The organism is Streptomyces sp. NPDC044571 (genome assembly GCF_040647115.1).
GTDB lineage: Bacteria > Actinomycetota > Actinomycetes > Streptomycetales > Streptomycetaceae > Streptomyces.
Genome location: NZ_JBEZBN010000035.1, coordinates 69644 through 75894, shown reverse-complemented (window position 1 = coordinate 75894; position 6251 = coordinate 69644). Strand labels below are relative to the sequence as shown.

Sequence of the window (6251 nt, the reverse complement as noted above, 5' to 3'; positions counted from 1 at the left end):
CCAAACTCACGGGTTATTATTGTCGCTTTAACCCCCCGCGCCACCGGGGGGGGCGTTACGCGGGCGAACGTATGCGCCCGCCTACGGGGGGGGGCCCGCCCGCCCTGCGGCGGCCGTCCCCTCACCCGTGTCTGCGTGGAGCTAGTGCCCCTGCTCGTCGCGGCGGCGCTGCCACCGCTCCTCGATCCGGGTCATCATCGACCGACGCTGCCGGTTGCGGCCGTGGGCCGCACCGCCTGCACTGCCGGAGACGGGGTGCTCGCCAGGCTTGGGTGCCTTGCGCCAGCCGGTGACCACGAGGACCGTACATCCCAGCATGACGAGGAAGCCCACCACGCTGACCCAGAGTACGTTCGGGATGATCACACCGGTCATGAGGAGCGCGATACCCACCACAATGCCTGCGACTGCCTGGTAGACCCGTCGCCGGGTGTACGTACGCAGTCCGCTTCCCTCAAGCGCTGTCGCGAACTTGGGATCTTCGGCGTACAGCGCTCGCTCCATCTGCTCGAGCATTCGCTGCTCGTGCTCCGAGAGCGGCACGGGAGTCCTCCTCATCCGTCGGTCGCGGGGGGTAGCGACCAGGGGTCCCCTTCAGGATAGGCGGGGAATCGCCCCCATGACACCCGCCCCTTACGCCAGGTTCTGAAAAGCATCGCCTGTATAAGCACTGCTTGGAAAGCACTGCGCGAAAACCGTACCGCCCGGGGGGCGGTCGCTGAGGCGCTTATTCCCCATTGGCCCGTTCCCCATGCCGATCACTGGTCCCGATCATACGGGGCCGACGGCCGGTCCGGAGGGGTCCGCTGTTACTCCCTCGGCGGAAGCCCCGCAGTTCAGGCGGGGCCCCCGCGGGGAGTCGAGCGGAACTCAGGCGCGCTTCTCGCCGAGGACGTGCAGCTGCGTGGCGACCGCGTGGAAGGCGGGCAGCTCGGCCGCGGCCTCCTCCAGTCGCAGCAGGGCCTCGACCGCGCCCGGCTCGGTGTCGACCAGGACTCCGGGCACGAGGTCGGCGAAGACCCGGACGCCGTGCACCGCCCCGACCTCCAGGCCGGCTCCGGCGACCAGGCCGGCGAGCTGCTCGGCGGTGAAGCGGCGCGGTACGGGGTCGCCCGCGCCCCAGCGGCCGGCCGGGTCGTTGAGGGCCGTGCGGGCCTCGGTGAAGTGTCCGGCCAGGGCGCGGGCGAGCACCGCCCCGCCGAGGCCCGCACCGAGCAGGCTCAGCGTGCCGCCGGGGCGCAGCGCCGCCACCGCGTTGGCCACGCCTTCGGCCGGGTCGTCCACGTACTCCAGTACGCCGTGGCAGAGCACCACGTCGTACGCGTCCCGCTCGACGACGTCCAGCAGTCCCTGGGCGTCGCCCTGTACGCCGCGGACGAGGTCGGCGACGCCGGCCTCGGCGACCCGGCGCTCCAGTCCGAACAGCGCGTTCGGACTGGGGTCGACCACGGTGACCCGGTGGCCCAGGTGGGCCACCGGCACGGCGAACTTGCCGGTGCCGCCGCCGGTGTCGAGCACGTCCAGCACGTCCCGCCCGGTCGCCTTCACCCGGCGGTCGAGCGCCTCCTTGAGGACCTCCCACACCACGGCGGTGCGGAGGGAGGCACGGGGGCGGGAAGTGTCCGACACGGCTGATGGCTCCTCGGCGCGGAAGGGGTTGGCTCTGCGTCCCCCACCCTATTGCCTTCGGGAGTCGTGCAGCTCATCCCGCGTCCGGACGCTCCGGACGGGGCGGCGGCAGGGTCTGCGCCACCGGCTGGAGGGCGAGCATCCGCTCCACCAGCCGCAGGAACATGGCGACGGCGCGCACCAGGTCGTCCGCGTCCCGGGCGGTCGCCGCGTCCGGTATGCCCGCCTCTGCCCGGGCCCGGCGGGCGGCTCCGGAGGCGAACAGCGCGCTCCACTCCGTCAGCTCCGGCGCTATCTCCGGCAGTACCTCCCACGCACTGCGGATCCGCGGCCTGCGCCGCCCCTTCACCGGCTCCGGCCGCCCGCGCGCGGCGAGCACGGCCGCGGCGACGCGCAGTGCGGCGAGGTGGGCGGTGGCGTACCGCTCGTTGGGCCGGGGCAGCCGGTCGGCCTCGGCCAGGCCGCTGCGGGCCTTGGCGAGCAGGTCGAGCGCGGCCGGCGGCGCCGACGACCTGCGCGGGACGGGGTGGACAGGGGACGGGGACGGTGTGGCCATGACGAACCTCCTGTCGTTGCGTGCGGTGCGGTGGCTCTGCTTCTGCTCCTGTGCGTGCCCCCATCGTGACGCGCCCCACTGACAATCCCGCTGACCTGCACTTTTGCCGCTTCTCGGGCATCAACTTGCTTGCTGGGTACACGCGGTGCGGCAGAAGGTGCTAGTTTTTGAACTGACCAGTCAGTTCAAAAGAAGGGGGAGGGTGTGGACAGCCCGCACGGCGCGGCCGTCAAAGCCGAGAACTTCGGACTCAAGGGCCCGCGCGGCTGGGTGTTCCGAGGGGTGGGCCTCGACGCGGCGCCCGGCTCGCTCGTCGCGGTCGAAGGCGCCTCCGGCAGCGGCCGGACCTGCCTGCTCCTCGCCCTGACCGGCCGCATGAAGCCCACCGAGGGCCACGCCGAGGTAGCCGGCCACCGCCTGCCCCAGCGGATGACTGCGGTCCGCCGCATCGCCGCACTCGGACCGGTCACCGGGGTCAACGACCTCGACCAGGCCCTGACCGTCGCCGAGCAGCTGCGCGAGGGCGCGCTGCTCCAGCGCCGCTACGAGGGACCCGTCCGCGCCCTGCTGCGCCCGCGCGGCGAGCGCCGCGCCGGCTCCACGGCCCGGATCGACGCCGCCCTGGCCGCCGCCGGACTGGACCTCGCCACCCTGCCCAAGGGCCCGCGCACCTCCGTACGCGACCTGGAGCGGCTGGAATCCCTCCGGCTGTCCGTGGCCATCGCCCTGCTGGGCTCACCCCGCCTGCTCGCCCTGGACGACCTCGACCTCAAGCTCACCGAGGCCGAGCGCGCCGAAGTCTGGGAGCTGCTCCGCTCGATCGCGGCGGCCGGCACCACCGTCCTCGCCGTCTGCAGCAAGGCCCCTGACGACGTGACGGTCCTGCGCACGGGCGCAGCGGAAGCCGGAGCCCGCTCCGAAGCCGGACGGGCAGCCCAAGGCGGCGAAGGCACCGAAGCCACCGGCGGCGCATCCGACGAAGAGGCCGGCGGCTCCGAAGACACCGACACCACCCAAAACACCGACACCACCGAAGACACCGACACCACCGGCAACACCGACGACACGAAGGGGACGGACGATGCGCTCGCCGAAGCTCGCCGCGCTTGAGCTGAAGCGGTTCGGGCGGGGGAAGCTGCCCGCCGCCGCTCTCGTCGCGCTGCTGCTCCTGCCGCTGCTCTACGGCGCGCTGTACCTGTGCTCCTTCTGGGACCCGTACAGCCGCCTCGACAAGGTGCCCGTCGCCCTCGTCAACGCCGACCAGGGCGCCACCGTCGAAGGCAAGCGGATCGACGCCGGCGGTGAGATCACCAAGAAGCTGCACGCCAGCAAGACCTTCGAGTGGCACGACGTGAGCGCCCAGGAGGCGGCCGAGGGCCTGGAGCACGGGACGTACTACCTGTCCCTGACCATGCCCGCCGACTTCAGCGCGAAGATCGCCTCCAGCTCCGGCGCGGACCCCGCCACCAGCGCCCTCCAGGTCCGCACCAACGACGCCAACAACTACATCGTCGGCTCGATCTCCCGCACCGTCTTCTCCGAGGTGCGCGCGGCGGCGTCGACCAACGCCTCCCGCGGCTTCCTCGACAAGATCTTCGTCTCCTTCTCCGACCTGCACGACAAGACGGCCGAGGCCGCCGACGGCGCCGACAAGCTGAAGGACGGCGCCGGCAAGGCCCAGCAGGGCGCCAAGGACCTGGCCGACGGTCTGGACACGGCCGAGGAGAAGACCGGCGAGCTGAGCGGCGGGCTGAAGAAGCTCGAATCGGGGGCGGGCAAGCTGGAGACCGGTTCCAAGGACGTCGCCGACGGCACCCAGGCCCTCGCCGACAAGGTCAACGGCGCCGCCGACAAGGCCCGCCCCTTCCTCAAGGACCCCAAGCAGGTCGCCGACACCGCCGTGCTGGTCGCCGACACCGCCAAGGTCGTCAACAACCACCTGGAGACCTTCGCCAAGAAGGCCCCGGCCGCCGCCACCGTCACCCAGCGGGTCTCCACCGAGGCCTCCGAGGTCTACGCGAAGACCTGCACCGCCGGTGCCAAGCCGGTGCCCGCGACCTGCCCCCAGCTGAAGAAGCTCAAGGACGACGCCGCCGAGGGCGCCCTGCTGGCCGGTGACGTCAACAACCTGGTCAAGGACGCGAACGGCGACCTCGGCAAGCTCCGCCGGCAGCTGACCGACCTGGAGAAGCAGGCCCGCGACCTCGCCAAGGCGGCCCCCGGCCTGTCCTCCGACCTCGACGCGGCCGTCACCAAGGTCAACGCCCTCAACACCGGTGCCCACAAGGTGGCGAGCGGCGTGGCCCAGCTGCACACCGGCCTCGGTACGGCCTCCTCCGGCTCCGGCAAGCTCGTCGAGGGCGTCGGCAAGCTCGGCGACGGCGCGCACCGCCTCGACGGCGGCATGTACAAGCTCGTCGACGGCACCGGAGAACTGGCCGGCGGCCTGCACAGCGGCGCCGAGAAGATCCCCGACTACGACGAGCAGCAGCGCGGCACCCGGACCGAGGTCATGGCCGACCCGGTGAAGCTCGCGAACCAGTCGCTGCACAAGGCGCCCAACTACGGCACCGGCTTCGCCCCCTACTTCATCCCGCTCTCCCTCTGGGTCGGCGCGATGGTCGCCTACATGCTGATCGCGCCGCTGAACAAGCGGGCCCTGGCCGCGGGCGCCTCCCCGTGGCGGATCGCCCTCGCGGGCTGGCTGCCCGTGGCCGGCCTCGGGGTGGCGCAGGTGGCCGCGCTGATGTCCGTACTGCACTGGGCGCCGAGCCTCGGCCTCCAGATGGCGCACCCGGCGCTCACCATCGGCTTCCTGCTGCTGGTCACCGCCTGCTTCGCGGCGATCGTCCAGTGGCTGAACGCCAAGTTCGGCGCGGCCGGGCGGATCCTCGTCCTCGCCGTCCTGATGCTCCAGCTGACCTCGGCGGGCGGTACGTACCCCGTTCAGACCAGTCCGGACTTCTTCAACTGGATCCACCCGTACCTGCCGATGTCGTACATCGTCGACGGCCTGCGGCGCCTGATCACCGGCGGGGACCTCACGCCGGTCTGGCAGGGCTGCGCGGTCCTGGCGGCGTTCACGGTGGGCTCCCTCGTCCTCACCTCGCTCGCCGCACGCGGCAAACAGGTGTGGACGATGGACCGCCTGCACCCGGAACTGAGCCTGTAAGGACGCGTGACCTGTGAGAATCAGCGCCATGGACAGCAGCAGGACCGGTACCGGCGGCGGCCGTCGGCAGGCGACCCGCCAGAAGCTCTACGAAGCAGCCGTCACCCTCATCGCCGAACAGGGGTTCTCCGCGACCACGGTCGACGAGATCGCCGAGCGGGCGGGCGTCGCGAAGGGCACCGTCTACTACAACTTCGCGAGCAAGAACGAGCTCTTCGAGGAGCTCCTGCGGCACGGCGTCGGCCTGCTCACGGCCTCGCTGAGGGCCGCCGCGCAGGAGACGGAGGAGCGGGGCGGCAGCCGGGTCGAGGCACTCGACGCGATGATCCGGGCGGGCCTCGTCTTCATCGACCGGTACCCGGCCTTCACCCAGCTCTACGTCGCCGAACTGTGGCGCACCAACCGGACCTGGCAGTCCACGCTGATGGTGGTCCGGCAGGAGGCGGTGGCCGTCGTGGAGACGGTGCTGCGGGAGGGTGTGGAGCGCGGGGAGCTGAGCGCGGAGATCGACGTGCAGCTGACCGCCGCCGCCATGGTGGGGATGGTGCTGGTGGCCGCGCTGGACTGGCAGTCCTTCCAGAGCGAGCGGTCGCTGGACGACGTGCACTCGGCGCTGTCGCTGCTGCTGCGGGGGCGGGTCGGCGGGAACTGCTGAGGCGGTGACCCGATCGGCGGTGCCCTCGGCCGCGTGTGCGGCGTAGAACTGGTGGGGCGCCGCAGCCGCCCGACTGAGTACCCGTACCTAGCCGGGGAAATGAGTACGCGCGCGGATGGCTCCCACCTGGGCGAACGTCAGACTGGGAGCAACGGACAGGAGACCCGGTCCGGACCGCCGACACGGGGCGGCCGGTGCGGGCCGGGGCCTCCTCCGTGACGCAGGACGCGGACGCGGCG

General features: G+C 71.9%; 6 protein-coding genes. 3 read left to right on the top strand and 3 right to left on the bottom strand.

Features of this window, described 5'->3' with window-relative positions:
* Positions 1-141 precede the first annotated feature (141 nt).
* The 3 genes from AB0B01_RS20030 to AB0B01_RS20020 form a co-directional block, all read right to left on the bottom strand.
* A complete protein-coding gene (locus AB0B01_RS20030) occupies positions 142-543 on the bottom strand; it encodes a DUF3040 domain-containing protein (RefSeq protein ID WP_356852685.1) in 402 nt (133 codons plus the stop codon).
* 327 nt (positions 544-870) lie between these two features.
* On the bottom strand, positions 871-1629 hold the full coding sequence (locus tag AB0B01_RS20025) for a methyltransferase (protein WP_361720467.1): 759 nt from the start codon (positions 1627-1629) through the stop codon (positions 871-873).
* Positions 1630-1702: 73 nt separating this feature from the next.
* Positions 1703-2185, bottom strand: a complete 483-nt coding sequence (locus tag AB0B01_RS20020) for an SAV_6107 family HEPN domain-containing protein (protein WP_361720464.1) — start codon at positions 2183-2185, stop codon at positions 1703-1705.
* 204 nt (positions 2186-2389) lie between these two features.
* On the opposite strand from AB0B01_RS20020, the gene AB0B01_RS20015 reads away from it, so the two are divergent.
* From AB0B01_RS20015 to AB0B01_RS20005, 3 genes are read left to right on the top strand one after another with little or no spacing between them, the layout of a single operon-like run.
* Complete coding sequence (locus tag AB0B01_RS20015) at positions 2390-3295, top strand: ATP-binding cassette domain-containing protein (protein ID WP_361720461.1); 906 nt, start codon at positions 2390-2392, stop codon at positions 3293-3295.
* Positions 3267-5357 carry a YhgE/Pip domain-containing protein gene (locus AB0B01_RS20010; RefSeq protein ID WP_361720458.1) on the top strand — a complete coding sequence of 697 codons (2091 nt, stop codon included), beginning with the start codon at positions 3267-3269 and terminating at the stop codon, positions 5355-5357. The genes AB0B01_RS20015 and AB0B01_RS20010 overlap by 29 nt, the downstream gene beginning before the upstream one ends.
* Positions 5358-5385: 28 nt before the next feature.
* The gene (locus AB0B01_RS20005) at positions 5386-6012 is read left to right on the top strand and encodes a TetR/AcrR family transcriptional regulator (RefSeq protein ID WP_361720455.1); all 627 of its coding nucleotides are present in this window, start codon (positions 5386-5388) and stop codon (positions 6010-6012) included.
* Positions 6013-6251: the final 239 nt, after the last annotated feature.

Excerpts from the sequence above, each read along its gene's own strand:
- AB0B01_RS20020 (WP_361720464.1), bottom strand. The coding sequence starts at position 2,185 with ATGGCCACACCGTCCCCGTCCCCTGTCCACCCCGTCCCGCGCAGGTCG.
- AB0B01_RS20010 (WP_361720458.1), top strand. The coding sequence starts at position 3,267 with ATGCGCTCGCCGAAGCTCGCCGCGCTTGAGCTGAAGCGGTTCGGGCGG.
- AB0B01_RS20005 (WP_361720455.1), top strand. The coding sequence starts at position 5,386 with ATGGACAGCAGCAGGACCGGTACCGGCGGCGGCCGTCGGCAGGCGACC.